Genomic DNA, 25,777 nt, shown 5'->3' on the forward strand with positions numbered 1-25,777 from the left:
GAACCGCCCTCCGAGGATGACGGTGCGGGCGGATAGGCTCGGGAGCATGAGCCAGACCCCGGACAGCGCCGTCCGCACGTACATCGAGCAGCACCGCGCCGCCTTCCTCGACGACCTCGACGCATGGCTGCGCATCCCCTCCGTGTCGGCCCAGCCCGACCACGCGCCCGACGTACGGCGCAGCGCCGAGTGGCTCGCCGCCAAGCTCGAGGAAACCGGCTTCCCCACGGCCGAGGTCTGGCAGACCCCGGGAGCCCCCGCCGTCTTCGCCGAGTGGCCCTCGGGCGACCCGGAAGCGCCCACGATCCTGGTCTACGGCCACCACGACGTGCAGCCCGCCGCCCGTGAGGACGGCTGGGACAGCGACCCCTTCGAGCCGGTCGTCCGCGGGAACCGCCTCTACGCGCGCGGTGCCGCCGACGACAAGGGCCAGGTGTTCTTCCACACACTCGGTGTCCGCGCCCACCTCGCCGCGACCGGCCGCACCGCCCCGGCCGTCAACCTCAAGCTGCTGATCGAGGGCGAGGAGGAGTCCGGCTCCCCGCACTTCCGGGCCCTGGTGGAGGAGCGCGCCGGGCGGCTCACCGCCGACGCCGTGATCGTCTCCGACACCGGCATGTGGTCCGAGGACACCCCGACCGTGTGCACCGGCATGCGGGGCCTGGCCGAGTGCGAGATCCGGCTCCACGGCCCCGCCCAGGACATCCACTCCGGCTCCTTCGGCGGCGCCGTGCCCAACCCGGCCACCGCAGCCGCCCGCCTCGTCGCGGCCCTGCACGACGAGCACGCGCGCGTGGCGATCCCCGGTTTCTACGACGGCATCGTCGAGCTGACCGACCGCGAGCGGGAGCTCTTCGCCGAGCTGCCCTTCGACGAGGAGCGCTGGCTGGGCACCGCCAAGTCGCACGCCCTCCACGGCGAGGCCGGGTTCTCGACCCTGGAGCGCCTCTGGGCCCGCCCGACCGCCGAGGTCAACGGCATCGGCGGCGGCTACCAGGGCCCCGGCAGCAAGACGATCATCCCGTCCACGGCCATGGTGAAGCTCTCCTTCCGGCTGGTCGCGGGCCAGGACCCCGACCACATCGAGAAGGCCGTCCGCTCCTGGGCCGCCGAGCAGGTGCCCGCCGGGATCCGGTACGAGATCGACTTCGGCTCGGCCACGCGCCCGTGCCTGACCCCGCTCGACCACCCGGCGCTCCAGTCCGTGGTCCGCGCCATGGGCCGCGCCTTCGAGAAGCCGGTCCTCTTCACGCGCGAGGGCGGCTCCGGACCCGCCGCCGACCTCCAGGAAGTCCTCGGTGCCCCCGTGCTCTTCCTGGGCATCTCGGTCCCCTCCGACGGCTGGCACGCTCCCGACGAGAAGGTCGAGCTGGACCTCCTCCTCAAGGGTGTCGAGACCAGTGCCTACCTGTGGGGTGACCTGGCCGGGACCTGGCGTCCCGCACCCTGACCGGACGGCGCCGTACGGGAGGGCACCGCGCGCAGGGCACACTGGAAGGACCGCCCGCCCGCCCCGCCCGCGCCCCACCCGGTGCCCTCCCGCCCTACGTCCCGCCGAACCGCCCGCCGAAAGAACCGCTGTACTGGGGGAGTTGGAAGCACCCGTGACCACCTGGACCGACCACACAGCAGAACGACCCATCTCGCTTACCGCTCCGAGCGGCATCGACCGCGCCGCCCACCACCGGCTGGACGAGGCCTGGCTCGCGGCGGCGTGGAGCCACCCCACGACCCGCTGTTTCGTGGTCTCCGGCGGCCAGGTGCTCATCGACGAGACCCCTGACGGCCGGACCGAACTCGTCATGACGCCGTCCTTCGAGGCCCCCCTCACCGAGGCCCACCGCTACTTCCTCGGCATCGACGACGACGGCGTCAGCTACTTCGCGCTCCAGAAGGACGCGCTGCCCGGCCGTATCGACCAGTCCGCGCGCCCGGCGGGGCTGCGGGAGGCCGGTCTGCTGCTGTCACCGCGCGACGCCGGGCTCATGGTGCACGCGGTCGGCCTGGAGAACTGGCAGCGGACCCACCGCTTCTGCTCCCGCTGCGGTGAGCGCACGGTCATCGCAGCGGCCGGCCACATCCGCCGCTGCCCGGCCTGCGGCGGAGAGCACTACCCGCGCACCGACCCGGCCGTGATCATGGCGGTCACGGACGAGGAGGACCGCATTCTGCTCGGCCGCCAGGTCCACTGGCCCGAAGGCCGCTTCTCCACGCTCGCCGGATTCGTCGAGCCCGGCGAGTCCATCGAGCAGGCGGTGCGCCGCGAGGTGTCCGAGGAGGTCGGCGTGACCGTCGGCCCGGTCGAATACGTCGCCAGCCAGCCCTGGCCCTTCCCGTCCAGCCTGATGCTCGGCTTCATGGCCCGTGCCACCTCCACCGAGATCGACGTCGACGGGGACGAGATCCACGAGGCCCGCTGGTTCTCCCGTGAGGAGCTGCGCGCGGCCTTCGATTCCGGCGAGGTGCTGCCGCCCTACGGCATCTCCATCGCGGCCCGGCTGATCGAGATGTGGTACGGCAAGCCCCTGCCGGTCCGCAGCTTCGTCTGAGACGGGCCACAGCAGGGACCGGACACAGCAGGGCGGCCCCCCGCAGAGGGGGGGGCCGCCCCGTGGGCCGGTGGCCGAGGGAACCCGTGCGGCGTCAGGCGGCGAGCTTCTGCTTCACCTGGGCCAGCGACGGGTTCGTCAGCGTGGTGCCGTCCGCGAAGAGCACGGTCGGAACCGTCTGGTTCCCGCCGTTCGCCTTCTCCACGAAGGCGGCGGACTCGGGGTCCTGCTCGATGTTGATCTCGCTGTACGCGATGCCCTCGCGGTCCAGCTGGCTCTTCAGCCGCCGGCAGTAGCCGCACCACGTCGTGCTGTACATCGTCACAGTGCCCTGCATCTCTCTCGCTCTCCTCAGGCAGCTCGGAAAAAGTCGTGCAGGGGGAGAACATAGGCGACCGGCCCGCCATTCCCGACCGGGGTATCACCCGGCCGGCCCCTCCTGCTGTGACGCCCGCCGCATTCATATGACCGCGGGCCCCCGCCTGTGGACAACCGGCGCAGCCGTCCCGGGCGACCTGGCAGCATGGCCATGTGACAGCAGCAACGCACTCCACCCTTTTCCCGCAGGCACCGGAGACGGCCGACGCGGTGCTCGAGGGGCTCGACCCCGAGCAGCGCGAGGTGGCCACCGCCCTGCGCGGACCGGTGTGCGTGCTGGCCGGAGCGGGCACGGGCAAGACCCGGGCGATCACCCACCGCATCGCCTACGGGGTGCGCGCCGGCATCCTCCAGCCCTCCAGCGTGCTCGCCGTCACCTTCACCAACCGCGCCGCCGGAGAGATGCGCGGCCGGCTGCGCCAGCTCGGCGCCCAGGGCGTCCAGGCCCGCACCTTCCACTCCGCCGCCCTCCGTCAGCTCCAGTACTTCTGGCCGAAAGCGATCGGTGGTTCCCTGCCCCGGCTCGTCGACCGGAAGATCCAGCTCGTCGCCGACGCGGCCGCCGCCCTCGGCACCCGCCTCGACCGGAACGAGCTGCGGGACGTCACCGCCGAGATCGAATGGTCCAAGGTCACCCAGACCGTCCCCGCCGACTACCCGTACGCGGCTGCGAAGGCCGGCCGTGAGGCCCCCCGCGACCCGGCCGAGATCGCCCACCTCTACGCGGCCTACGAGGACCTCAAGCGCGACCGCGCGGTCATCGACTTCGAGGACGTCCTGCTGCTGACCGTCGCCGTCCTCCAGGACCGCCACGACATCGCCGAACAGGTCCGCGCGCAGTACCAGCACTTCGTCGTGGACGAGTACCAGGACGTCAGCCCCCTCCAGCAGCGGCTGCTGGACCTGTGGCTGGGCGACCGGGACGACCTGTGCGTCGTCGGTGACGCCAGCCAGACCATCTATTCGTTCACGGGCGCAACGCCCGACCATCTGCTCGACTTCCGTTCCCGGCACCCCGGCGCCACCGTCGTGAAGCTGGTCCGCGACTACCGCTCGACCCCCCAGGTGGTCCGCCTCGCCAACGGCCTGCTCGCCCAGGCCCGCGGTCGCGCCGCCGACCACCGGCTGGAACTCGTCTCCCAGCGCGCCCCGGGGCCCGAACCCGTCTACATCGAGTACACCGACGAGCCCGCCGAGGCCGAGGGCGCCGCCCGCCGCATCCGCGAGCTGACCGACGCGGGCGTCCCGGCCGCCGAGATCGCCGTGCTGTTCCGCACGAACTCCCAGTCCGAGACCTATGAGCAGGCGCTCGCCGACGCGGGGGTGCCCTACCAGCTGCGCGGAGCCGAGCGCTTCTTCGACCGGCCCGAGATCCGCAAGGCCGGCGTCGCCCTGCGCGGGGCGGCCCGCTTCGGCGGGAACGACTCCCTCCTGGACGACGCCGTGGACCTGCCCTCGCAGGTGCGTGCCGTCCTGTCCGGCGAGGGCTGGACCAGCGAGCCCCCCGCCGGTTCCGGCGCCGTCAGAGAGCGCTGGGAGTCCCTGGCCGCTCTCGTCGGCCTCGCCCACGACCTCGCCGCCGCCAGGCCGCGGGCCACCCTCGCCGATTTCGTGGCGGAACTGGACGAGCGGGCGAACGCCCAGCACGCCCCGACCGTCCAGGGCGTCACCCTCGCCTCCCTGCACGCCGCCAAGGGCCTGGAGTGGGACGTCGTCTTCCTGGTCGGCGTGGCCGAGGGCATGCTGCCCATCACCTACGCCCGGACCGATGAGCAGATCGAGGAGGAACGGCGGCTGCTCTACGTCGGCGTGACCCGAGCCCGGGAACGCCTCCATGTCTCCTGGGCCCTGTCCCGTTCACCCGGCGGACGCCCCAACCGCAAGCCGAGCCGCTTCCTGGACGGCCTGCGCTCCGGCACCGCCCCCACCGTCGGCCGCACCGGCCCGGGTGCCGGCGGGGGCGTCGAGCGCGGGGTCACCGCGAGCGCCACCGCCGTCCCCCGGCGGACCCAGCGCACCCCGGCCCGCTGCCGGGTCTGCGGCCGCACGCTCACCGACGCGGGCGAGATGAAGCTGATGCGCTGCGGGGACTGCCCCTCGGACATGGACGAAGGGCTCTACGAGCGGCTGCGCGAGTGGCGGGCGGTCCAGGCCGAGCGCAGCGGCCAGCCGGACTTCTGCGTCTTCACCGACCGGACCCTGATGGCCATCGCCGAGGCATGCCCGGACGGTCCCGCCGAACTCGCCCGCATCCCCGGCGTCCTCAGTCGCAAGCTGCGCAGCTACGGAGCCGATGTTCTGGCTATTTGTGCAGGTCAGGAGCCTGGCGAAGGCGGCGGGGACGACTGATGCGAACTCGTCGAAAAAATAGTTTGCGCATGCCCAGGCAATCCCCATAGGTTCTAGGCACGGAAGCAGCGGCCTTCTCGAAGACCGCGGTTCCGTGATGTACTTGCACATCCGAACGGACTGGGTAACCCCAGTCCCCAAGACGCCGAGAGGAGGCGAGTCCAGTGATCAGCATCAACACCAGCACCATCAGCACGGCCAAACTGACCGATCGCTCGACCGTCTCCACGTGCATGCTCGGCGCCTCGAACCAGGGCACCGGTCTGTCCGGCATCCGTGCCGTGCGCCCGGCGTCCTCCCCTGCCCTCGCGGGTCTTCCCATCCGTGAGCGCAGTGAGCGACCGACCAAGGCACTGGAAGCGGTAGCGGCACAGGCACATGCCTATGCCTTTGCGGCGGCCGGTGCCGGATTCCGGAAGCAGACGACGCAGCACCACCTGATGTGGGCCTTCCGTGGGCCAGAACCCTGGAGTGATCCAGCCTGATCGCCGATCAGGCCGGCGCCTTCAGGGCCGCGGAACCCCATCCGGGATCCGCGGCCCTTCTGTTTGCCCCGAACGGGGCGACGGAGCGAAGGGGCCTCGGGACAGGAAAAGAACCCGGTACCAGCCGGCACCCGGTCAACCGGCCGGAACGACCAGACGAGGAAGACACACCGTGCAACTCGAAGCGCACGCCCCGTCCGTACCGCCTTCGCAAACGATCCCCCCGCCCGGCCTCACGGAGGACTCCACCTTGACCCCCCTCACCGCGCTCACCGCGCTCGACGACGCCATCGAGAACCTCGGCGTACCCGTCCCCTGCCGCTCCTACGACCCGGAGGTCTTCTTCGCCGAGTCGCCCGCGGACGTGGAGTACGCCAAGTCCCTCTGCCGCACCTGCCCGCTGATCGAGGCCTGCCTCGCCGGCGCCAAGGAGCGGCGTGAGCCCTGGGGCGTCTGGGGTGGCGAGCTGTTCGTCCAGGGTGTCGTCGTCGCCCGGAAGCGGCCCCGTGGTCGCCCGCGGAAGAACCCGGTCACGGCATGAACACCGCAGGAACGATCGACCGCCCCCTCACGCACGACCCCAAGAAGCAGGCCCCGATGAAGCCGTCCACCAGCGAGCCCGCCGGCTCCGCGACCTCAGACTTCACCACCTCCGGCGCCACCGAAGCGCGCCAGAACAGGAACCACGAGATGCAACTCATGCAAGAAGCCCTGGCCCGTGCGCATATGCACGACCGACTCCATGACGCCAAGCGCGAACGCCAGGCCGTGCGCCTGGCGGTGGCCCACCGGATGCAGCGCCGGGCCGAGCGCGCCTCGATGCGCGCCCGCCGGGCGCTCGCCATGGCCGTCATGCAGTAACGAACACACCAGAGCAGCGGTGGCCTCCCGGACAGGGGAGGCGAAGCTTCCCCGCGGGGGCCGGTCCGGCCGAACGGACCGGCCCCCGCGGTGCGTTGCGCACGGCGATCCGTCGCCGACGGGGTTATCGTCACCGGGTGACGAGTCTTCCCGGAGGAAGTGATCAGGGCGGCTCCACCCCGGAGCGCCGCCAGGTGTGCGCCCGCTGCGGCACCCCCGCCGACGGCCCCCCGCCCGCCACCTGGACCTGCTCCGTGGAGAACGGCGTCCGAGAGTACTTCTGTGACGCCTGCTCCCGGGAGAATCTCCGGGCGATCGAGGGGCGGCTGGATTCGGCCTGGTGGTGACCGGCCCGTCCGGCCGACCGAGGTCACGCCGGCCGGCCGGCTCCTGACCGCCCGACGTGTCACACCGGCGCGAGCCCCAGGAGCCTTCCGTCCCGTTCCGGTGAGGGCCGGGTCAGGCGCCCGCCGCCGACTCCTCCTCGTCGGCGTCGTCCTCGGCCACGCCGTCCACGAAGCCCGGCAGCCATTCCTCCAGTTCGTCCCGCATCCTTACCGTGGCGCCCAACTGGCACAGGACCCCGATCGTGCTCAGGGTCACCCGGTGTATCAGCAGGTAGGCCGGCGGCAGGTTGAGCTGCTTGCCCAGCTGGTAGGCGGGGGAGCGGGGATCGGCGATGCGGGCCGCCTGGCTGCGGATCCAGGAACGGGTGAAGGTGAACTCCTCCACCCGGGCCGGCTCGATGATCGGCAGCAGGTAGTCGAGGACCGCCTCCGGGTCCAGCTCTATGGTCTCCTTCACGAACCCCTCCGCGCAGAGCAGCTCGTAGACCGTCTCCGCTTCGCCGTCCAGGGTCATCCGCAGGGAGACGCCGATCGGGGTCGGCAGGCCGCCGGGGAGCCGGTCGACCGTGCCGAAGTCCAGGACGCCGAGGCGCCAGTCGTCCTCACCGTCGGGGCCACCGGGCAGCAGACGGAAGTTGCCCGGGTGCGGGTCCGCGTGCAGCAGCCCGGTGCGGGCCGGGCCCGAGAAGAGGAAGCGGGTCAGGAGCTGGCCGGCCCGGTCGCGCTGTTCCTCGGTGCCGTCCGCGATGACCTCGGACAGCGGGATGCCGTCGATCCACTCGGTCACCAGGACCTGCTCGCACTGGTGCACCACCGCCGGGACGACCACGTCCGGGTCCTCCGCGAACTCCTCCGCGTGCGCGGCCTGGGCCTGCGCCTCGAGGCCGTAGTCCAGTTCCTCGGAGACGCGGTCCCGCAGCTCCGCGATCAGCGGCTTGATGTCCATGCCCGGGATGAGCGGACCCAACAGCCTGGCGAAGCGGCTCAGTTGGGTGAGGTCGGAGAGCAGTGCCTCGCCGGCACCCGGGTACTGCACCTTCACGGCCACCTCACGGCCGTCGTGCCACACCGCCCGGTGCACCTGGCCGATCGAGGCCGCGGCGGCCGGCTTGTCCTCGAACTCCTCGAACAGATCGCGCCAGTCCGGCCCCAGCCGCTCCTCGAGCACCGTGTGCACGGTGCGGGTCGGCATCGGCGGGGCCGCCTCCTGGAGCTTGGTCAGCGCCGCGCGGTAGGGGCCGGCGATCTCCTCCGGCAGCGCCGACTCGAAGACGGACAGGGCCTGCCCGAACTTCATCGCGCCGCCCTTCAGCTCGCCGAGCACCTTGAAAAGCTGCTCCGCCGTGCGCTGTTGCAGCTCGCGGCCGACGATCTCCGCGGACTCGCCCACGATCCTCTTGCCCAGCCCCCAGGTGGCCCGGCCGGCAATGCCGAGCGGGAGCGCGGCGAGCTTGGCGGTACGGGTGACCGCCTTCCGGGGAAGATCAGACATGCGCCCTCCAAGTCCCAGTCGGCCGTGCCGCGCCGGTTGCGCGTCGCCGCTCCGTCGACGGCCGTTGCACCGCCATTGTCTCGCGCGGTCCCCCACCCGTTGAGGAGTGCTCCCGTTTTCCTCTCTCCGTCGCCCCGCAGCCGCATTCCGGATGCGGCCGGACCGGGCGTGCGCGCCAGTTCAGGCCGGGCAGGGACGCCTCCCAGCGGGTCCCCGCACCGGACGGTGACTCCCCGTCGAGGAAGGCCAGGGCGTGTGCCGCCGCGAGACCGGCGACCGCCGTGGCCAGTGCCAGATCGCAGGCCCCGACCCGGCGTCCCCGGCCGGAACGCCACTGTGTGACCAGCCGGGGCCAGACCGGGTCCCGGTCCGCGCGGTCCCGGTCCAGGCATCCGGCGCAGCCCGACTCGCCCGGGAGCACGAGCGGCCCGACGACGCCCGTGCCCTCCACGACACCGGCGTACAGGTGTGGCGTGCCGGAGGCCATGAGCGGTTCCGCGGTGAGCGGATCCGGGGCGTGCACGGCGACGTCGTCCCGGGGCGTGAAGATCACCAGGGAAAGGCCGGGGTCCTGGCTGCCGGACCCCGGGGATCGGGTCCGGCGCGGCGGACGGTCCGGTGCCGCGCGGCGGACGGCGGCCCGCGCCGCCGCCTCCCGGCGGTCGCCGATCGACTCGGTGCTCAGCCCGCCCGGCGCCACGTCCCAGGGCTCCACGCGGCCCACGTCGTCCACGCCGACCTCGCCGACGCCGGCGCCCGACAGCACCGACGCCAGCAGGACGCCGACCCGGCCCGCTCCCCGCACCCGCACCCGCAGCGCGCGCCGGGCCGCGAGCCGGGCCGGCGCACCGCCCGGCTCGGGTGTGATCAGGGACAGCGAGGCGAGGTCGGGGCGCAGCCGGTCGAGGACGTCCCTCCTCTCCCGCAGCGCCTCCGCGGCCGGTCCGCCGCCACGGGCGTCGTCGACGAGGCCGGCGCGGGCCAGCCGCTCCACCAGCGCGTCGACGCGACCGCCCGCCGCCTTCATACGGCGGCCCTCCTCGCGCAGCAGCGGCAGTCCGCGGGTGCCGTCGAGCAGATCCAGGAAGCCGCCCGTCGCCGCGTCGACCGGGCCCAGCGTCAACGCGTGCGCCGGGGTCATCCCGAACTGCGCCGTGCCGGGATCGCGCCAACCGCGCCGCAGCGCGGGCTTCATCATCGGATGCATGACCCACCCCCGTATCCGTTGAGACATCCGTTAAACCCGATACACCCCATATGCCTGACTGCGGAACAGCGCCCGTTCCGCCGACGCCTGCCAGCATGCCCGGCCCGGGCACCTGGCGCCGGAAGTTATCCACAGGCGGGGGAGTTCGTCGTACAAATCAGGAGCGCATTGCCCGCGAGCCGAGTGGAAAATCGGTGCAAATAGGACGAGTGGATCGGTCGTACGAATCAAACACATGGTGGGGCATCGGCAGCGAACCGTCCCGGAGCCGGGACTTTGTCCGTGCGCACCGGGTAACGTCGGGGCGTGCCCGCCGACCCACTGCACAGCGCCGGTAAACCACAGCGCAGCACGACGAGCCAGCCGCCCGGCGGCTCGGGGGCGAGCGCGATCGAGGTCCGCAGGAGTGCCCGGCGCCGTCGCACGGTCTCCGCGTACCGCGAGGGCGATCGCACCGTCGTGCTGATCCCCGCCCGGATGTCGAAGGCGGAGGAGCAGCGCTGGGTGACCGTCATGCTCGACAAACTCGCCGCCCAGGAGAGCAGGCGGGTGCTCGGCGACGCCGAGCTGGCCGAGCGTGCCGAGCGGCTGTCGGCCCAGTACTTCGACGGCCGGGCCCGGCCCGCCTCCGTGCGCTGGGTCACCAACCAGAACACCCGCTGGGGTTCGTGCACCCCGGCCGAGGGCAGCATCCGGCTCTCGCACCGCTTGCAGGGGATGCCGGAGTACGTCATCGACTACGTGCTCTGCCACGAGCTGGCGCACCTGCTGGTCCCCGGCCACGGCCCCGACTTCTGGCGGCTGCTGGAGGCCTATCCGCGCACCGAGCGGGCCCGCGGTTACCTCGAAGGCGTGGTCGCGGCCGGACGGCTGCCGCACGTACCGGGCGCGCGCGAGGAACGCGACGCCTGAACAGCCCGCGGCGTGACCGGACGGCGAGCGGCTGAGCGGCTTGCCCCGCGCCTCAACGGCCCACCGGTCAGCTGGACAGCCGGACAGTGTGTGCCGGAGCGGCATGCCTGTGCCCGCACAGCCCGCACAGCCCGCCGGGAGGCCGGACAGCGTGCGGCTGAGCGGCTTGCCGTGTGGACGAACCAGCCTGCCGTGTTCCCGAGCGGGCCGCCGTGTTCCCGAGCGGCCCTCGCGCCGAGTGGTCTTCCCCCTACTGCGCGTCCACCTGTGTGAGCGGCCGGGTGCGGTTGTGTACCGGCTCTGTACCGACCCCGACCCTTGGGGTTCGTTGCCGGGCTTTGCCGTTAGCCTGGCGCGACGCACTCACATTCGGGATGGGGGACGGTCGTAACGCATGGCCAGGGAATTCCAACGCGGCCACAAGGCCAGGATCAGTGACCTCACGCTGGGCACGGACCTTTACGTAGGGGTGCAGATCTCGGGCCCCGGACTGACCTTCGACATCAGCTGCTTCGGTCTGGACGCCGACGAGCGCCTGTCGGACGACCGGTACTTCGTCTTCTTCAACCAGCCGAAGTCCCCGGAGGAGTCCATCCAGCTGCTGGGCACCCAGGCGGGCGACACGGAGTCCTTCCGGGTCACGCTCGACCGGATCCCCCCGCAGATCCGCAAGCTGTCCTTCACGGCGACCGTCGACGGCGCCGGCCAGATGTCGCAGATCGCCCCCGGCTACCTGCGCATCGTGGCAGGCGGCGAGGAGGTCGCGCGGTACTCCTTCGACGGCTCGGAGTTCTCCACCGAGCGTGCCGTGATGCTCGGCGACTTCTACTTCAAGGACGTATGGCGGTTCGCCGCGGTCGGGCAGGGCTTCGACGGCGGTCTGGAGGCGCTGCTGAAGAACTTCGGCGGCGAGGTGCTGGAGGAGGAGGCGCCCGCCGCCCCGCAGCAGCCGCAGTCCGGCGCGGCCCCCGGCTTCGCCCCGCCCGCCCAGACCTCCCCGCCACCCGCCTTCGGCGCCCCGGCCGCCCCCGCGCCCGCCCCGAGCCCGGCCCCGGCACAGCAAGGCTTCGCCCCGCCGCCCGGTCACACCCCGCCCCCGGCTCCGGCGCCCGCGCCGAACGTGCACGGCGCACCGACGGTCATCGCGCCGATGACCCCGCCCGGCGCCGCCGTCCCGCCGCCGGCCGCGCCCCCGGCCCCCGCACCCACGCCCTACGGCCAGCCGCCCCAGCAGCCGTCGTACGGCGGTCAGCCCGGCGCGCCGATGCCCCCCGGATACGGTCAGCAGCCGCCCTCCTACGGCGGCCAGCCGACCCCGCCCATGCCCCAGGGCTACGGTCAGGTTCCCGGCCAGCAGCCCACCGCCTACGGAGTGCCGCAGGGCGCGCCCCAGGGCGGTGCCGGCGTGACGGCCGCGCTCCAGGCGTTCAAGGAGACGCCGACCGGCCAGCGCTGGACGCAGCAGAACAAGAAGCTGATCCGCGTCGACCTCGGCATCGGCGGCCAGCCGGTGCTGGCCCGCCAGGGCAGCATGGTGCTCTACCAGGGCAAGGTCGACTTCAGCTACAAGGGTGCCGGGTTCGCCGGCCGGATCGTCGGCAACGCCACCGGCCAGGAGATGCAGCTGATGCGCTGCACCGGCCAGGGCCAGGTGTTCCTCGCCGAGAACTCCACCCACCTGCACCCGGTCGAGCTGCAGGGCGACGCGATCTGTGTGTCCGCGGAGAACGTCCTCGCCTTCGACGAGAGCCTCCAGTACGAGGTCCGCCGCGTCGAGGGCCACGGCATCCCGGGCGGCGCGCTGTTCACCATGCAGTTCCAGGGCACCGGCACGATCGTCGTCAAGACGCACGGCACGCCCGTGGTGCTGCCGGTCACGCCGACCACCTTCGCCGACTGCAACGCCGTCGTCGCCTGGTCGGCCGCCTCGCAGGTGATCGTCTCCAGCCAGGTCCGCATGCGCCGCAACGCCTACCCGGGCGACACCGGCGAGAGCGTCAACCTCCAGTTCCGGGGCGCGCCCGGCAACTTCATCGTCGTCCAGCCGTACGAGGTCTGAGGGAGCCCGTCATGAACCAGCCGCTCGCGGGCTACGCTCCCGCACCCGTCACCGCCCGCATGGAGAACCACGGCAGCCACATGCTGAAGGTCGCCATGCAGACCGGCAACGACCTCCTCGCGCGCGTGGGGTCGATGGTCGCCTACGAAGGCTTCGTCCAGTACGAGCCGAACCCGCCGGCCGTCCGCCAGATCGCCCGCGACTGGGTCACCGGCGAGGGCGCGCCCCTGATGAAGTGCTCCGGCGACGGCCTGCTCTACCTCGCCGACTACGGCGCCGACGTCGTCGTGATCAACCTCAACGGCGACGGCATCTCCGTCAACGCCACCAATCTCCTGGCCTTCGACGCGCACCTCAGCTGGGGGGTGGAGCGCGTGAAGGGACTCGCGAAGTTCGCCGGGCAGGGCCTGTGGAACACCAAGATCTCCGGGCAGGGCTGGGTCGCGCTGACCTCCCGGGGCAAGCCGATCGTCGTGGACTGCGGCGGCGGTGAGGACGAGACGTACGTCGACCCGGACGCGCTCGTCGCCTGGTCCCCGAACCTGAAGGTGAAGGGCAAGCGCAGCTTCAAGGCGCAGTCGCTGATCGGCCGGGGCAGCGGCGAGGCCTACCAGATGGCCTTCTCCGGACAGGGCATCGTCGTCGTCCAGCCCAGCGAGGACAGCACCGACCGTCTTCGGGTCCGGGGCTGAGGGGGAGCCAGAACACCATGCAGAGCCCGCTTTTCGCGCACAACGACCTGCAGACCCAGGAGCGCTGGAGTCTTCAGAACAAGCAGATGCTCCGCGTCTGCCTGGAGGGCCACGACGACATCCTGGCCCGCAAGGGCACCATGGTCGCCTACCAGGGCCTGGTCGAGTTCGACGCCGAGTACCGCAGCAACAACCAGGCACGCGCGCGTGCGCACACCGGCGAGGGCCTGGACCTGATGCGCTGTCACGGACAGGGCACGGTCTATCTCGCCAACCTCGGCCAGCACGTGCACGTCATGGACGTCGAGCAGGACGGGCTGACCGTCGACAGCTCCTACGTCCTCGCCATGGACTCCTCGCTGCATCACGAGGTCATCGCCGTCGACAGCCTCTACGGCATCTCCGGCTCCGGGAAGTACCAGCTCAACATCACCGGGCGCGGCAAGGTCGCCCTGATGACCTCCGGGGCGCCGCTGCTGATGCAGGTCACGCCCGACAAGTACGTCAACTGCGACGCCGACGCGATCGTCGCCTGGTCGACGGGGCTGCGCGTGCAGATGCAGGCCCAGACGCACTCCTCCGGGGTGTGGCGCCGGCGCGGCAACACCGGTGAGGGCTGGGAGCTGAGCTTCATGGGCTCCGGGTTCGCGCTCGTGCAGCCCAGCGAGCTGCTGCCGCCGCAGAACGCGCAGATCGGGCAGGGCCTCGCCGCCCAGTTCGGCATGGGGCAGCAGGGGGCGCGCGGCCAGAACCAGGGCAACGTATGGAGCTGAGCCACGACAGGTGACATGTAAGGGGTGGCCGCCTGTGCGGCCACCCCTTACCCGCTCAGAGCCTGGCGCGCGTGGCCTCCAGGAGGCGCACGACCGACTCGTCCGCCACGCCGGCCACCTCGTCGTAGGCGTACCAGCGCAGGTCCAGCGACTCGTCGCTGATCTCCTGCACCGCCCCGGGCGGGGCCAGGACCGCGTACTGGACGTCGTAGTGCCAGTGGCAGGGCGCCGGGATCGGATGGCGGTCGAGCCGCACGGGGCCGCCGGGCAGCAGCGTCAGCCCCGCGATGCCGGACTCCTCCGCCGCCTCGCGCAGGGCCGCCGCCTCGAGCGTGGCGTCGCCCGGCTCGCAGTGGCCGCCCATCTGGAGCCACATCCGCAGCTTGCGGTGCAGCGTGAGCAGCACCCGGCCGTGCTCCGGGTCGACGACCAGGGCGCTGGCCGTCAGATGCCCCGCGTCGCACGCTTTCCACATGCCGTCCGGACGGGCCGCCAGGTGATCCAGGTAGGACTGGCGCAGCTCTTCCTGGCCCTCGTACCCCTTCAGGACGAGGACCGCGTCGTCGTACAGGCTCACTCGGCGTCGTCGCCCTTGCCGTCGTCGTCCTTCTTGCGCAGGTCGGGCTTGCTCTGCGAGCCGCTCGCCGCCTCCCCGAGCATCTTGTCCAGCTCGGAGAAGTCCATGTGCTCGCGGTGGACGAAGCCGTCCGGGTCGTCCAGGTCGGACGCGGTCGGCAGCATGTCCGGGTGCGCCCACAGGCCGTCCCTGCCGTCGACCCCGCGCGCGTCCGTGAGCGAGGCCCACAGGCGGGAGGCGTCGCGCAGCCGGCGCGGGCGCAGCTCCAGACCGATCAGCGTGGCGAACGTCTGCTCCGCGGGGCCGCCGGTCGCACGGCGGCGGCGCAGCGTCTCGCGCAGGGCGTCGGCGGACGACAGACGCGGCTTCGCGGCGGCGTGGACCACCGCGTCCACCCAGCCCTCCACGAGCGCCAGAGCGGTCTCCAGACGGGCCAGGGCGGCCTTCTGCTCGGGCGTGTCCTCCGGCTGGAACATGCCCTGCTGGAGTGCGTCCTGGAGCTGCTCGGGGTTCTGCGGGTCGAACTGGCCGACCACGTCCTCCAGCTTGGCCGTGTCGACCTTGATCCCGCGCGCATAGCCGTCGACCGCGCCGAACAGATGCGAGCGCAGCCACGGCACGTGCGCGAAGAGACGCTGGTGGGCGGCCTCGCGCAGGGCCAGGTACAGCCGCACCTCCTCCTGCGGCACGCTCAGGTCCTTGCCGAAGGCCTCCACGTTGGCCGGGAGCAGGGCGGCCTTGCCGGCCGGACCCAGCGGGAGGCCGATGTCGGTCGAGCCGACGACCTCACCCGCGAGCACGCCCACGGCCTGCCCGATCTGCGTGCCGAACATGGCACCGCCCATCGAGCGCATCATCCCGATCAGCGGGCCCGCCATGGCCTGCATCTCCTCCGGCAGGACGTCGCCCATGGCCGCGCCGACCCGCTCGGCGACCGGGTCGACCAGCTCCTGCCAGGCGGGCAGGGTCGCCTCGACCCACTCCGCGCGCGACCAGGCCACCGCCGAGGCGGAGCCCGACGGCAGGGACGTCGCGTCGTCCAGCCACAGGTCGGCCAACCGGACGGCCTCCTCGACCGCCCTGCGCTCGCCGGCACCGACGCTGGCGTCCTTCGTGCCGTCCGAAGTGCCCTGGGCCACCGTCTGGCGGGCGATCTGCTTGGCCATGTCCCAGTTCACCGGGCCGCCCTCGTACGAGAGCATCTGGCCCAGCTGCTGGAACGCGGCGCCCAGATCGGTGGGGTTCAGGGAACCGAACATGGCTGCGAGCGGGTTGTCGGCGCCGGGGCCGCCAAAGCCGCCGGCTCCGGGCAGACCGCCGAAACCGAACGGATTGGCCGGTCCCTGCCCACCACCGCTCTGCTGGTCCTTCTTCTTGCCCTCGTCGCCGTCTTCCGGCTCCTCCGGCGGAAGGCCGAAACCGAATGGGGTGTCACTCACGGGATTCCTCGGCTGGTAAGGCCACCGGTCTCACTCCGGCGGCGCGGCTGCCCGACAACACCACCCAGCGTAGACACCCGGACCCGATCGGGGCTCGGTGCTTCGCCTGCGGAAGGCCTGCGGCAGGATGGATGCACCTGGTACGTACGCGTCACTCGCGCGCGTACTGAAGACAACCGCTGGAGACGCCCGGTGAGTTCCCCAGATCCGCAGGTTCGCGCAGCGCGAAACCCCTCAACCCGCCCGTCGCCCGACGACAGCCCCTCGACGACGGCGTTTCGCGTCGGCGGCAGGACACCCGCGCGCGGGCCCGTCGTCGCGGTGACCGGCGCCGCCGGCGGGGTCGGTGCCCTGCTCACCGAGCGGCTCGCCGCCTCCGAGGAGATCAAACAGGTCGTCGCCATCGACGAACGGCGCGGCGAGTGCGCCGACGCGCAGTGGCACATCCTCGACGTGCGCGACCCGGCGATCGCGGACAAGCTGCGGGGCGCCGACGTGGTCGTCCACCTCGCCCTCGATCTCGATCTGGAGACCGATCCCGCGGCGCGCACGGCTTACAACGTCCGGGGGACGCAGACCGTCCTGACCGCCGCAGCGGCGGCCGGCGTGCACCGGGTGGTGCTGTGCACCTCGGCGATGGTCTACGGCGCGCTGCCGGACAACGAGCTGCCCCTGTCGGAGGACGCCGAGCTGCGCGCCACCGCCGAGGCCACGGGCGTGGGCGACCTGCTGGAGATCGAGCGGCTGGCGCGGCGGGCCCCGCGGGCGCATCCGGGGCTGAACGTCACCGTGGTGCGGCCGGCGGTCCTGGTCGGCGGCACGGACACCGCGCTGACCAGGTACTTCGAGTCGCCGCGCCTGCTTGTCGTCGCCGGGTCGCGGCCCGCGTGGCAGTTCTGCCATGTCGAGGATCTGTGCAGCGCCCTGGAGTACGCCGTCCTGGAGCGGGTCGACGGGGAGCTGGCCGTCGGCTGCGACGGGTGGCTGGAGCAGGAGGAGGTCGAGGAGCTGAGCGGGATCCGGCGGATGGAGCTGCCGTCGGCGGTCGCGCTCGGCGCGGCGGCCCGGCTGCACCGGATCGGGCTCACCCCGTCTCCGGCGGGGGACCTCGCGTACACGATGTACCCGTGGGTGGTCAGCGGGAGCCGGCTGCACGATGCCGGGTGGCGGCCGAAGTGGACCAACGAGGACGTGCTCGCGGAGCTGCTGGGAGAGGTCTCCGGGCGGCACACGGTGGCCGGGCGGCGGCTGGGGCGGAAGGACGCGACGGCTGCCGGGGCGGCGGGGGCGACGGTGGCCCTGCTGGGCGCGGCGGCTGTCGTGCGGCGGGCGCGGAAGGCCCGGCGGCGCGTCTGAGGCACGAGGCCCCGCCCCTCGGACCCCGCCAGGGCCCCCGCCCCTCGGACCCCGCCAGGGCCCCCGCCCCTCGGACCCGCTGGGCCCCCGCCCCTCGGATCCCGCCGGGGGGCTCCGCCCCCCCGGGACCCCGGGCCTACGCCCCTGGACTCTCGGGTCGCCGCCCCTGGACTCCCGGGCCTACGCCTCCTGGCCCCCGGCCCCCCGCCCACCCACCATCCCGCTCGCTCGGCTGGAAGGAAAAGGTTCCCCCGCCGACTCGCTCGGCTGAGAGATTCCCTCGCCGACCCGCTCGTCCGAAAGGTTCCCGCTCGCCCGCCTCGGCCGGCTGTAGGAGCCTCCAACGGGGGATGAGGGTCTCACTGGTGAAACTCGTATTCCCGGCCGTCCCGCGCGTGCGGCACGATGGGCGTATGGCGCACAACAACGAGCACCCCGGTGAGCAGGCGGCTCAGGACCCCATCAAGCTGATCGCCGTCCGGGAGACCCCGCTCTCCGTGGACGAGGTGTTCCGGGCCGTCGGGGACGACGCGGCCGGGGGCATCGCGCTGTTCGTGGGGACCGTGCGCAACCACGACGGGGGCGCCGACGTGGACGCGCTCGGATATTCGTGCCACCCCAGCGCCGAGGCCGAGATGCGGCGGATCGCCGAGAAGGTCGCCGCGGACCATCCCGTGCGCGCGCTGGCCGCCGTCCACCGGGTCGGCGACCTGGAGGTCGGAGACCTCGCCGTCGTCGTCGCCGTGGCCTGCCCGCACCGCGCGGAGGCCTTCGACGCCTGCCGCAAGCTGATCGACGATCTCAAGCACGAGGTGCCCATCTGGAAGCACCAGAAGTTCTCGGACGGCACCGAGGAGTGGGTCGGCGCCTGCTGATCCGCCGTTTGCCGCCACTTCCGGCGCGCACTCCTCCCGGGTTGCGTAACCGGCACCCTCGCGTGAGCGTTGTCCGTGCGGATGGTTAATCTGCTGATCAGTCAGTTGCGGACGCTCATGGCCTGTGGGAGGTCGGCATGGGGGTGCTTGTCTGGCTGTCGATTCCGCTTGTGGCTGCGATCGGCGGTGGACTCTGGGGCAGTTGGGCCAATCGGACCCGTAAGGTGCGCAGCGACGGACCTGAGCTGGACGGATACGCACGGTTCCGGGAGGCCATGGAGAAGCCACGCTCGGGTGCGCCGGGCGCCTGACGGGGGTGCCCTGACAGTGCGCTGACAGAGGCGTCCCGTACTGTCGAGGCATGCCACGCCGCACCGCGACGATGCTCGCCTCGACTCTGATGCTGATCGCGCTCCTGTGCGCGGGAGTGCTCATCCCCGTGCCGTACTCGGAGATGTCCCCCGGCCCGACCGTGAACACGCTCGGACAGCACGACGACGAGCCGGTGCTGCAGATCTCCGGTCACAAGACCTATCCGACCGACGGCCATCTGAACATGACGACCGTCCGGGTCACCAGCGCCGAGTACCGGATGAACCTCGTCGAGGCCGTCTACGGCTGGCTGGCGCACGACAGCAAGATCGTCTCGCACGACACGCTCTACCCGGACGGCAAGACGGAGGAGCAGTCCACCCAGGAGAACGCCGAGGAGTTCAGCCAGTCCCAGGAGAGCGCCAAGGTCGCCGCCCTGAAGGAGCTGGGCATCCCGGTGAAGTCCTGGGTCATCGTCTCCACGGTGGTCAAGGGCTCCCCGGCCGAGGGCAAGCTGCACGCGGGTGACGTGATCAAGGCCGTCGACGGCGCGGCGGTCAAGCAGCCGGCCGACGTCGCCAAGCTGGTCACCAAGCACAAGCCCGGCCAGAACGTCGTCTTCACGGTCGTGCCCGCCAAGGAGCAGGAGGCCGCCGAGAAGGCCCGCAAGACGGCGACCGGCACGCGGAACATCACGATCACGACCGCGACCTCCGACGACAGCGGTGCCGAGCGGGCCATCGTCGGCATCTCCGCCGGGACCGACCACACCTTCCCGTTCACCATCGACATCAAGCTCGCCGACGTCGGCGGCCCCAGCGCGGGACTGATGTTCGCCCTCGGCATCTACGACAAGCTCACCCCGGGCAACCTCACCGGAGGCAAGTTCGTCGCCGGCACCGGCACCATCGACGACAACGGCACGGTCGGCCCGATCGGCGGCATCGAGATGAAGACCGTCGGCGCGCGCGACAAGGGTGCCCAGTACTTCCTGACGCCCGCCGACAACTGCGCGGCCGCCGCCAAGGACACTCCGAGCGGGCTGACCCTGGTCAAGGTCAAGACCATCGGCGACGCGCTCGACGCGCTCAAGGACATCGGCAGCGGGCACACCGCCGCCCTGCCGAAGTGCACCACCAAGGGCTGAGCGGACCCGGCACGGCTGGGGGCGCTCCCTGAACAGCAGGGGCGCCCCCATCGCCGTACCGCGGCGGACGAGATCAGTCCGCGAACGTCGCAGCCAGGGCCTCAGCCAGGCCCGGCACCAGGTCGGGGCCGGTCAGGACCTCCGTCGGGGTGTCCTTCTCGCGCAGCCGCAGCGCCGACTCGCGGCTGCCGTCGCGCAGCACGGCCACCGTCATGCGGACCTCCTGGCGCTCCGGGTGCCGGGCCACCCACTTCGCCAGCCCGGCCTCGTTGAGACCGGAGGGGACCTGTGCCTCGGCGGACGGCGGCAGCATCAGGCGCTCCACCGTGAGCGCGCAGCCGACGACCGCGTCGGGCCAGGCGATGGTGCCGAGGAACTCGTCCAGCGGCTTGCCGGACGGGACCTCGTCCTGCTCGATCGGGGTGAGACCGGTGGTCTCGGACTCGTCATCGAGACCCAGCTGAGCCGCGAGCGAGGGTTCCTGAGCCCGCAGCCGTGCGGTGTCTACGAGGGCGAAGAGGCGAGCGGGCTGGTCCCAGCCGAGGCCGGAGACGTACTCGTCGATCTCGAGTACGGCCCGGGTGAGCGGGCTCGCTGCCATGGGAGTGTTGGACATGGTCACAATCCTGCCTTGTTCCCGGCCCGAATCGGGAACCGAGTAAACGGTGAGTAAGTTGCATAGATGTGGGCCCACGAACACGGGGGGCCACGGCGGGCCCGCGAACCCGGGGGCCTGACGGATCGACAGCGAACTTCGAGGTGCGCACCTTGGCTTTCCAGATGCCGGACCGCGGCGGAGGCCCGACGGGGCCACGGATCAGAGCGGGCCGCCCGTCCCGGAGGATCCGGGTCCTGCTCGTGACCCTGGGCGTCCTCGCCGTCCTCGGCATGGCGTTCACGATGTTCGCGGGCTTCTGGACGGACTGGCTGTGGTACCGGTCGGTGCACTACTCGTCCGTGTTCACCACCGTCCTGTCGACCAAGATCGGGCTGTTCTTCGTCTTCGGCCTGCTGATGGCCCTCGCGGTCGGCTTCAACATCTGGCTCGCGCACCGGCTGCGGCCCCCGCTCAGCGCCATGTCCATGGAGCAGCAGAGCCTCGACCGCTACCGCATGGGCATCGCGCCGTACAAGAAGTGGCTGCTGCTCGCCGTCACCTCCCTGGTCGGGCTGATCGCGGGCGCCTCGGCGGCCGGCCAGTGGCGGACCTGGCTGCTGTGGGTCAACGGCGTGCCCTTCCACGAGAAGGACCCGCAGTTCCACCTCGACGTCGCCTTCTACGCCTTCGACCTGCCCTGGTACCGCTTCCTGCTGGGCTTCGGCTTCGCCACCGCCATCCTGTGCCTGATCGCCGCCGCGCTCACGCACTACCTGTACGGCGGGCTGCGCGTGACCAGCCCGGGGGCGCGCGCCACCGCCGCCGCGACCGGGCACCTGTCGGTGCTGCTCGGCATCTTCGTCGCCCTCAAGGCGGTCGCCTACTGGCTCGACCGGTACGGCCTTGCGGTCAAGTCCAGCGACTTCAAGGCGACCGGCAACTGGACCGGCCTGCGCTACGTCGACGCCAACGCCTATCTGCCGGCCAAGACGATCCTGTTCTGCATCGCCGTCATCTGCGCGCTGCTGTTCTTCGCCACGCTGTGGCGGCGCACCTGGCAGCTGCCCGTCATCGGCTTCGGCCTGATGGTCCTGTCCGCGATCCTGATCGGCGGCCTGTACCCGGCCATCGTGCAGAAGTTCCAGGTCCAGCCGAACGAGCAGGCCAAGGAAGCGCCGTACGTCCAGAAGAACCTGAAGGCCACGCGCGAGGCGTACGGCATCGATGACGCCGAGGTCACCGAGTACTCGGGCAAGTCCGCGACGCCGGACAAGACCCTGCTGCGCGACAAGGTCGACGACACGGCCAGCATCCGCATCATGGACCCGAACGTCGTCTCGCCGACGTTCCAGCAGCTCCAGCAGATGAAGGGCTACTACGGGTTCCCGACCAACCTCGACGTCGACCGGTACCCGAAGGACGGCAAGGAGCAGGACACCGTCATCGGGCTGCGGGAACTGAACCTGGACGGCATCCCGAAGAACAACTGGATCAACGACCACTTCCGTTACACGCACGGCTTCGGCGTGGTCGCCGCCAAGGGCACCGAGGCCGACTCCAAGGGCCGGCCGGTCTTCATCGAGAAGAACCTGCCGTCCCAGGGCGACCTCGGGTCCTACGAGCAGCGGATCTACTACGGCGAGAAGACCTCCACGTACTCGATCGTCGGTGGCCCCCAGAAGGAGGTCGACTACTCCGACAACGAGCGCGAGGAGACCACCAGCTACCGGGGCAAGAGCGGGGTCAACCTCGACAACCCGGTCAACCGGGCCGCGTACGCGGTGGCGTTCAACGAACCGCAGATCCTCTACTCGGGCGCGATCGGCAAGGGTTCGCGGATCCTGTACAACCGCACGCCCAAGGAGCGGGTGGAGGCCGTCGCCCCCTGGCTGACCATCGACGGCGACGCCTACCCGGCCGTGGTGAACCACCGGATCCAGTGGATCGTGGACGCGTACACGACCACGAACGGATACCCGTACGCCTCCCGGACGACCCTCGGTGACACCACGGCCGACTCGCTGACCGCGACCAACAACTCCCGTGCGGTCGTGGCGCAGCAGAACCAGGTCAACTACATCCGCAACTCGGTGAAGGCGACCGTCGACGCGTACACCGGCGACGTGAAGCTCTACCAGTGGGACACCAAGGACCCGGTGCTGAAGACCTGGATGAGGGCCTTCCCCGACACCGTCCAGCCCCGCTCGGACATCTCCGAGGACCTGATGGCCCACCTGCGCTACCCGCAGGACCTGTTCAAGGTCCAGCGCGAGCTGCTCACCCGCTATCACGTGCCGGACGCGCAGACCTTCCTCAGCGGCAGCGAGGTGTGGTCGGTCCCGGACGACCCGACCAACGACTCGGGCAGCGCGGTGCCGCCGTACTACCTGAGCATGAAGATGCCGGGCCAGGACACCAAGGCGTTCTCGCTGACGACCACGCTCACGCCCAACGGGCGGGACAACCTCAGCGCCTTCATGGCCGTCGACTCCGATCCGCGCACCGGCGACTACGGCAAGATAAGAGTCCTGAAGCTGCCGACGAGCACGACCGTCGACGGCCCCAAACAGGTCCAGAGCCAGTTCAACTCCGAATCGGACATCGCCGAGACCATCAGCCTGCTCAGCCGCGGGCACTCGAAGGTCGAGTACGGCAATCTGCTGACCGTGCCACTCGACGGGGGACTGCTTTACGCGGAGCCCGTCTACGTCCGCGGTGGTTCCCTCAAGTACCCGTTGCTGCGGAAGGTCCTGGTCACCTACGAGGGCAAGACCGCCTTCAAGAACACCCTGGACGAGGCCCTCAACGAGGTGTTCGGCGTGAAGAGTTCGACCAGGCCGCCGGAGACCGGCACCACCAACCCGCCCGGCACCGCCAATCCGACGGTCAAGCAGGCACTCCAGGACGCCCAGAAGGCCTTCGACGCGGGGCAGAAGGCGCTCCAGGAGGGGCCGGACTGGGACGCGTACGCCAAGGCGCAGAAGGATCTCGAGGGAGCGCTGAAGCGGGCCGAGGAGGCACAGTCCAAGGCCGACAAGACCAGCGGCAGGAACAGCAGTTGATCAAGCTCCCTCCGCGCCGTGGTACGGTTGACCTGCAACGGCGCGGGGTGGAGCAGCTCGGTAGCTCGCTGGGCTCATAACCCAGAGGTCGCAGGTTCAAATCCTGTCCCCGCTACTGAAGTCGAAGGCCCGGATCCAACAGGGATCCGGGCCTTCGTGGTGTGCGAACTCATGTACTGGGGGGAGGGACGGCCGCGCCGCCGTGGGGAGTTGGGCGCCGTGTGTTTGACTTGTCTCCCTGTGGGCATGTCGACAAAACGCTGAAGTGACCTCACGGGCTGCGGTATACCGGGTGTACCCAGGTTGCAGGTGGTGCGACGATGGACGTTATGGGGGACAAGGCAACTCTGTTCGAGACAGGGCGATTTGTGCAGCCTTTCGCTACGGAGCCGGCCCGCGACGAGATGGTGGACATGGGGGATGCCGCCGAGGAGACGCGCCTCGCGCTCGCCGCGCAGAGCGGTGACGCCGAAGCGGCGAGCGTCCTCGGAGCCATGCTGCTGCGCCGCGGCGACCTCGACGGAGCCGAACCCCACCTGCGGGCCGCCACCGCGGCCGGAGACCGGGCCGCCGCGAACAACCTGGGGGTCCTGCTGCACCAGCGCGGTTACCCCGAGGAGGCGGCCGGCTGGTGGCGGATCGCCGCCGTGGCCGGTTCCGCCGCCGCCGCACACGCGCTGGGCCGCTGCCACCGCGAGCGCGGGGACGAGCCGGCCGCCGAGTACTGGCTGCGCCAGTCCGCCGAACAGGGCCATGTCCTCGGCGCCTACGCGCTCGCGGACCTGCTGGAGCACCGCGGGGACGTCGCCGCCGAGCACTGGATGCGGGCCGCGGCCGAGCGGGGGCACCGCGAGGCGGCCTACCGGCTGGCGCGCACCCTCGACCGCACCTGCGGACCCGGGGACGAGACCGCGGCCGACAACGCTGTCGCGGAGGCCGAGCAGTGGTACCGGCAGGCCGCCGCGCGCGGTCACCGGCGGGCCGCGCTGCACCTCGGGGCGATCCTGGAGCGGCGTGGGGAGCTGAAGGAGGCCGGGCGCTGGTACCTGACCTCCGCCAAGGACGGCGAGCCGCGGGCCGCCTGCGCGCTCGGCTTCCTGCTGCGCGACGCCGGCGACACCGAGAGCGCGGCCGTGTGGTGGCTGCGCGCCGCCCAGGAGGGCGACGGCAACGCGGCGAACGCGCTGGGCGCGCTGCACGCCGAGCGCGGCGAGACCCAGACCGCCGAGCGCTGGTACCGGGCCGCGCTGGACGCCGGCGACGACAACGGCGCCTACAACCTCGGGCTGCTCTGCGCCGAGCAGGGCCGGACCGCGCAGGCCGAGCAGTGGTACCGGCGGGCCGCCTACGCCGGGCACCGGGAGGCCGCCAACGCGCTGGCCATCCTGCTGCTCCAGGGCGGCGACACGACCGGGGCCGAGCCGTGGTTCTCCAAGGCCGCCGAGGCGGGCAGCGTGGACGCCGCGTTCAACCTCGGCATCCTCTACGCCGGCCGCGGCGAGGACGAGATGGCGCTGCGCTGGTACGAGCGGGCGGCCTCCGCCGGGCACGCCGAGGCCGCGCTGCAGGTCGGGATCGCCCGGCTGCGCGACGGCGACGAGCCGCAGGCCGAACGGCATCTGCGCTGCGCTGCCGGGAGCGGCAGTGCGGAGGGCGCATACCGGCTGGCCGCCCTGCTCGACGCGCGCAGGCCGCCGGAGCCCGCGCACGAGCTGGGGGAGACCGTGCAGGAGAAGACCGAGTGCGAGGAGTGGTACGAGCGTGCCGCCTCGCAGGGGCACCGGCGGGCGCAGGTGCGGGTCGGCATGCTCGCGGCGGCCCGGGGCGACGTGGTGGAGGCGGCGAGGTGGTACCGGACGGCGGCCGAGGCCGGGTCCCGCAACGGTGCCTTCAACCTGGGGCTGCTGCTTGCCCGTGAGGGCAGTGAGCCGGAGGCGGCGGTGTGGTGGACCCGAGCGGCCGACGCCGGTCACGGCCGGGCGGCGTTGCGGCTGGCCCTCGTCTACGCGCGTCGCGGTGAGCTGGCGGAAGGACAGAGGTGGGCCGACCGGGCCGTGGCGCTGGGGCCGGCGGAGGTCACCGAGCGGGCGGGACGCCTGCGGGACGCGCTGCGGGAAGAACTGTCCGCGTAACCCCGCCCGCAAGCCGCCCCGTGCCGGTGGCCGGCCAGGGGGCCACCCAAGACGCGCACGGTGCCACCGCCCCCGCCAGGAGGCCGCCCAAGACGCGCACGGTGCCACCGCACCCACCCGCGCCGACGGCACAACCGCCCGCAGCCGCGTACCTGCACCTGCACCCGGCCACGCG

Annotated in this window: 22 protein-coding genes and 1 tRNA gene; 17 read left to right on the forward strand and 6 right to left on the reverse strand. The window is 71.8% G+C overall.

All coding sequences use genetic code 11. The annotated features are described in order from the left end of the window. Nucleotides 1-46: 46 nt before the first annotated feature. Together JK361_RS37755 and nudC are read left to right on the forward strand one after the other, a co-directional pair. Nucleotides 47-1,450, forward strand: coding sequence for a dipeptidase (locus tag JK361_RS37755; protein ID WP_201827106.1), 1,404 nt, complete (start codon nucleotides 47-49; stop codon nucleotides 1,448-1,450). Nucleotides 1,451-1,604: 154 nt separating this feature from the next. Continuing rightward, entirely contained in the window at nucleotides 1,605-2,549 is a 945-nt protein-coding gene (gene nudC / locus JK361_RS37760) for an NAD(+) diphosphatase (RefSeq protein WP_201827108.1), read from the forward strand. Between the two features lie 94 nt (nucleotides 2,550-2,643). Here the strand turns inward: nudC and JK361_RS37765 are convergent, their stop codons facing one another. After that, entirely contained in the window at nucleotides 2,644-2,886 is a 243-nt protein-coding gene (locus tag JK361_RS37765) for a mycoredoxin (RefSeq protein WP_201827110.1), read from the reverse strand. Between the two features lie 194 nt (nucleotides 2,887-3,080). On the opposite strand from JK361_RS37765, the gene JK361_RS37770 reads away from it, so the two are divergent. The 5 genes from JK361_RS37770 to JK361_RS37790 all read left to right on the forward strand — a co-directional run bounded on the left by JK361_RS37770 (nucleotide 3,081) and on the right by JK361_RS37790 (nucleotide 6,969). Continuing rightward, nucleotides 3,081-5,276 carry an ATP-dependent DNA helicase UvrD2 gene (locus JK361_RS37770; protein ID WP_201827112.1) on the forward strand — a complete coding sequence of 732 codons (2,196 nt, stop codon included), beginning with the start codon at nucleotides 3,081-3,083 and terminating at the stop codon, nucleotides 5,274-5,276. A gap of 164 nt (nucleotides 5,277-5,440) precedes the next feature. Beyond that, nucleotides 5,441-5,761 carry a hypothetical protein gene (locus JK361_RS37775; protein ID WP_201827114.1) on the forward strand — a complete coding sequence of 107 codons (321 nt, stop codon included), beginning with the start codon at nucleotides 5,441-5,443 and terminating at the stop codon, nucleotides 5,759-5,761. A 172-nt stretch (nucleotides 5,762-5,933) separates the two neighbouring features. Then, the gene (locus JK361_RS37780; RefSeq protein WP_023546912.1) at nucleotides 5,934-6,302 is read left to right on the forward strand and encodes a WhiB family transcriptional regulator; all 369 of its coding nucleotides are present in this window, start codon (nucleotides 5,934-5,936) and stop codon (nucleotides 6,300-6,302) included. Then, complete coding sequence (locus JK361_RS37785; protein ID WP_201827116.1) at nucleotides 6,299-6,622, forward strand: putative WhiB-interacting protein; 324 nt, start codon at nucleotides 6,299-6,301, stop codon at nucleotides 6,620-6,622. Before JK361_RS37780 ends, JK361_RS37785 begins: the two co-directional genes overlap by 4 nt. A 137-nt stretch (nucleotides 6,623-6,759) precedes the next feature. Further along, nucleotides 6,760-6,969 carry a hypothetical protein gene (locus JK361_RS37790; RefSeq protein WP_201827147.1) on the forward strand — a complete coding sequence of 70 codons (210 nt, stop codon included), beginning with the start codon at nucleotides 6,760-6,762 and terminating at the stop codon, nucleotides 6,967-6,969. 112 nt (nucleotides 6,970-7,081) lie between these two features. Here the strand turns inward: JK361_RS37790 and JK361_RS37795 are convergent, their stop codons facing one another. Next, the gene (locus JK361_RS37795; RefSeq protein WP_201827118.1) at nucleotides 7,082-8,461 is read right to left on the reverse strand and encodes an ABC1 kinase family protein; all 1,380 of its coding nucleotides are present in this window, start codon (nucleotides 8,459-8,461) and stop codon (nucleotides 7,082-7,084) included. Further along, nucleotides 8,454-9,668 carry a TOMM precursor leader peptide-binding protein gene (locus JK361_RS37800; RefSeq protein WP_201827120.1) on the reverse strand — a complete coding sequence of 405 codons (1,215 nt, stop codon included), beginning with the start codon at nucleotides 9,666-9,668 and terminating at the stop codon, nucleotides 8,454-8,456. The genes JK361_RS37795 and JK361_RS37800 overlap by 8 nt, the downstream gene beginning before the upstream one ends. Nucleotides 9,669-9,974: 306 nt before the next feature. Between JK361_RS37800 and JK361_RS37805 the strand changes: the two genes are divergently transcribed. From JK361_RS37805 to JK361_RS37820, 4 genes are all read left to right on the forward strand, one after another. Further along, nucleotides 9,975-10,580 (forward strand): M48 metallopeptidase family protein, encoded by a 606-nt coding sequence (locus JK361_RS37805; RefSeq protein WP_201827122.1) that lies wholly within the window; start codon nucleotides 9,975-9,977, stop codon nucleotides 10,578-10,580. Between the two features lie 394 nt (nucleotides 10,581-10,974). Continuing rightward, the gene (locus tag JK361_RS37810) at nucleotides 10,975-12,639 is read left to right on the forward strand and encodes a TerD family protein (protein ID WP_201827124.1); all 1,665 of its coding nucleotides are present in this window, start codon (nucleotides 10,975-10,977) and stop codon (nucleotides 12,637-12,639) included. Nucleotides 12,640-12,650: 11 nt separating this feature from the next. Beyond that, complete coding sequence (locus JK361_RS37815) at nucleotides 12,651-13,331, forward strand: AIM24 family protein (RefSeq protein ID WP_201827126.1); 681 nt, start codon at nucleotides 12,651-12,653, stop codon at nucleotides 13,329-13,331. 17 nt (nucleotides 13,332-13,348) lie between these two features. Next, nucleotides 13,349-14,104 (forward strand): AIM24 family protein, encoded by a 756-nt coding sequence (locus JK361_RS37820; RefSeq protein ID WP_201827128.1) that lies wholly within the window; start codon nucleotides 13,349-13,351, stop codon nucleotides 14,102-14,104. Nucleotides 14,105-14,159: 55 nt separating this feature from the next. On the opposite strand, the gene JK361_RS37825 is transcribed toward JK361_RS37820, so the two are convergent. Together JK361_RS37825 and JK361_RS37830 are read right to left on the reverse strand one after the other, a co-directional pair. Further along, complete coding sequence (locus tag JK361_RS37825) at nucleotides 14,160-14,681, reverse strand: NUDIX hydrolase (protein WP_201827130.1); 522 nt, start codon at nucleotides 14,679-14,681, stop codon at nucleotides 14,160-14,162. After that, nucleotides 14,678-16,120 (reverse strand): zinc-dependent metalloprotease, encoded by a 1,443-nt coding sequence (locus JK361_RS37830; RefSeq protein WP_201827132.1) that lies wholly within the window; start codon nucleotides 16,118-16,120, stop codon nucleotides 14,678-14,680. The genes JK361_RS37825 and JK361_RS37830 overlap by 4 nt, the downstream gene beginning before the upstream one ends. A gap of 192 nt (nucleotides 16,121-16,312) precedes the next feature. Between JK361_RS37830 and JK361_RS37835 the strand changes: the two genes are divergently transcribed. The 3 genes from JK361_RS37835 (at nucleotide 16,313) to JK361_RS37845 (ending at nucleotide 19,810) form a co-directional block, all read left to right on the forward strand. Next, nucleotides 16,313-17,476, forward strand: a complete 1,164-nt coding sequence (locus tag JK361_RS37835; protein WP_201827134.1) for an SDR family oxidoreductase — start codon at nucleotides 16,313-16,315, stop codon at nucleotides 17,474-17,476. A gap of 413 nt (nucleotides 17,477-17,889) precedes the next feature. Continuing rightward, a complete protein-coding gene (locus JK361_RS37840; protein WP_201827136.1) occupies nucleotides 17,890-18,351 on the forward strand; it encodes a molybdenum cofactor biosynthesis protein MoaE in 462 nt (153 codons plus the stop codon). Between the two features lie 361 nt (nucleotides 18,352-18,712). Beyond that, entirely contained in the window at nucleotides 18,713-19,810 is a 1,098-nt protein-coding gene (locus JK361_RS37845; RefSeq protein ID WP_201827138.1) for a YlbL family protein, read from the forward strand. A 73-nt stretch (nucleotides 19,811-19,883) separates the two neighbouring features. Here the strand turns inward: JK361_RS37845 and JK361_RS37850 are convergent, their stop codons facing one another. After that, nucleotides 19,884-20,426: a PPA1309 family protein gene (locus tag JK361_RS37850; RefSeq protein ID WP_236054495.1), complete on the reverse strand. Its 543-nt coding sequence runs from the start codon at nucleotides 20,424-20,426 to the stop codon at nucleotides 19,884-19,886. 164 nt (nucleotides 20,427-20,590) lie between these two features. On the opposite strand from JK361_RS37850, the gene JK361_RS37855 reads away from it, so the two are divergent. From JK361_RS37855 to JK361_RS37865, 3 genes are all read left to right on the forward strand, one after another. Continuing rightward, the gene (locus JK361_RS37855) at nucleotides 20,591-23,470 is read left to right on the forward strand and encodes a UPF0182 family membrane protein (protein ID WP_236054508.1); all 2,880 of its coding nucleotides are present in this window, start codon (nucleotides 20,591-20,593) and stop codon (nucleotides 23,468-23,470) included. 41 nt (nucleotides 23,471-23,511) lie between these two features. Then, a tRNA-Met gene (locus tag JK361_RS37860) sits at nucleotides 23,512-23,585 on the forward strand. Nucleotides 23,586-23,790: 205 nt separating this feature from the next. Further along, nucleotides 23,791-25,602 (forward strand): tetratricopeptide repeat protein, encoded by a 1,812-nt coding sequence (locus tag JK361_RS37865; protein ID WP_201827143.1) that lies wholly within the window; start codon nucleotides 23,791-23,793, stop codon nucleotides 25,600-25,602. Nucleotides 25,603-25,777: the final 175 nt, after the last annotated feature.

It is taken from the genome of Streptomyces musisoli (genome assembly GCF_016741855.1).
Lineage (GTDB): Bacteria > Actinomycetota > Actinomycetes > Streptomycetales > Streptomycetaceae > Streptomyces > Streptomyces musisoli.

Coding starts and splice junctions, on each gene's coding strand:
- JK361_RS37755 (WP_201827106.1), top strand. CDS start 47: ATGAGCCAGACCCCGGACAGCGCCGTCCGCACGTACATCGAGCAGCAC.
- JK361_RS37765 (WP_201827110.1), bottom strand. CDS start 2,886: ATGCAGGGCACTGTGACGATGTACAGCACGACGTGGTGCGGCTACTGC.
- JK361_RS37785 (WP_201827116.1), top strand. CDS start 6,299: ATGAACACCGCAGGAACGATCGACCGCCCCCTCACGCACGACCCCAAG.
- JK361_RS37795 (WP_201827118.1), bottom strand. CDS start 8,461: ATGTCTGATCTTCCCCGGAAGGCGGTCACCCGTACCGCCAAGCTCGCC.
- JK361_RS37800 (WP_201827120.1), bottom strand. CDS start 9,668: ATGCATCCGATGATGAAGCCCGCGCTGCGGCGCGGTTGGCGCGATCCC.
- JK361_RS37810 (WP_201827124.1), top strand. CDS start 10,975: ATGGCCAGGGAATTCCAACGCGGCCACAAGGCCAGGATCAGTGACCTC.
- JK361_RS37815 (WP_201827126.1), top strand. CDS start 12,651: ATGAACCAGCCGCTCGCGGGCTACGCTCCCGCACCCGTCACCGCCCGC.
- JK361_RS37820 (WP_201827128.1), top strand. CDS start 13,349: ATGCAGAGCCCGCTTTTCGCGCACAACGACCTGCAGACCCAGGAGCGC.
- JK361_RS37840 (WP_201827136.1), top strand. CDS start 17,890: ATGGCGCACAACAACGAGCACCCCGGTGAGCAGGCGGCTCAGGACCCC.
- JK361_RS37845 (WP_201827138.1), top strand. CDS start 18,713: ATGCCACGCCGCACCGCGACGATGCTCGCCTCGACTCTGATGCTGATC.
- JK361_RS37850 (WP_236054495.1), bottom strand. CDS start 20,426: ATGTCCAACACTCCCATGGCAGCGAGCCCGCTCACCCGGGCCGTACTC.
- JK361_RS37855 (WP_236054508.1), top strand. CDS start 20,591: ATGCCGGACCGCGGCGGAGGCCCGACGGGGCCACGGATCAGAGCGGGC.
- JK361_RS37865 (WP_201827143.1), top strand. CDS start 23,791: ATGGACGTTATGGGGGACAAGGCAACTCTGTTCGAGACAGGGCGATTT.